The sequence below is a fragment of the Dellaglioa sp. CoH-57-MRSF-22 genome (assembly GCF_056781895.1).
In genome coordinates, this window is the sequence record NZ_JBXAXT010000065.1 from 1 (window position 1) to 525 (window position 525).

Annotated in this window: 1 protein-coding gene; it reads right to left on the reverse strand. The window is 50.7% G+C overall.

Going from position 1 to position 525, the window contains the following annotated elements; all coding sequences use genetic code 11:
- Positions 1-525: hypothetical protein (locus AC1RPR_RS08170; RefSeq protein ID WP_481763463.1), on the reverse strand; the 525-nt coding region annotated here is incomplete at both ends.

Here is a 525-nt window from a genome sequence, read left to right on the forward strand (position 1 = left end):
TTTCACGATAGAACACTCGATCGGCTGAATTCCGTGTGCATTTAGGAATGCCAAATGCGTGGAACCATCGAAATCTCGATACTTTTTCCAGTTAACCTGCTTCGGGCTCGTGATGTGTCCACAGGTGTGGCGTGCCGTACACTGAGCGCCACAGTACCCACACGTGAAGTAATCAACGAGAGCACCCATAGAATAGGTGTTGATTTCCCGTGTCAGAACTTTTTGTGCGACATCCGGATACTTATTTTTGTCGATTGCCAACAGCCCCATCACCTTCCACAGTTTTCCGTCCCCGTAGCCCTCAACCTTATGGAACGATGCGTCGAGAATAACGCCGTAAGCACGCTCGTGAACCTCATTATCGTGTTCAAGATGCACGGGGCATCCTTTCCACGCTTTGTAGGACATACGGTTGGTTGGCGGCGGCAGGAATCGTGCAAGCTCATCGCGTGGGAATGCGATGCCGTTACGGTTTGGAATATCGGATGGACACACCAACGTCGAGACGATGATGTAGTCTTCGAT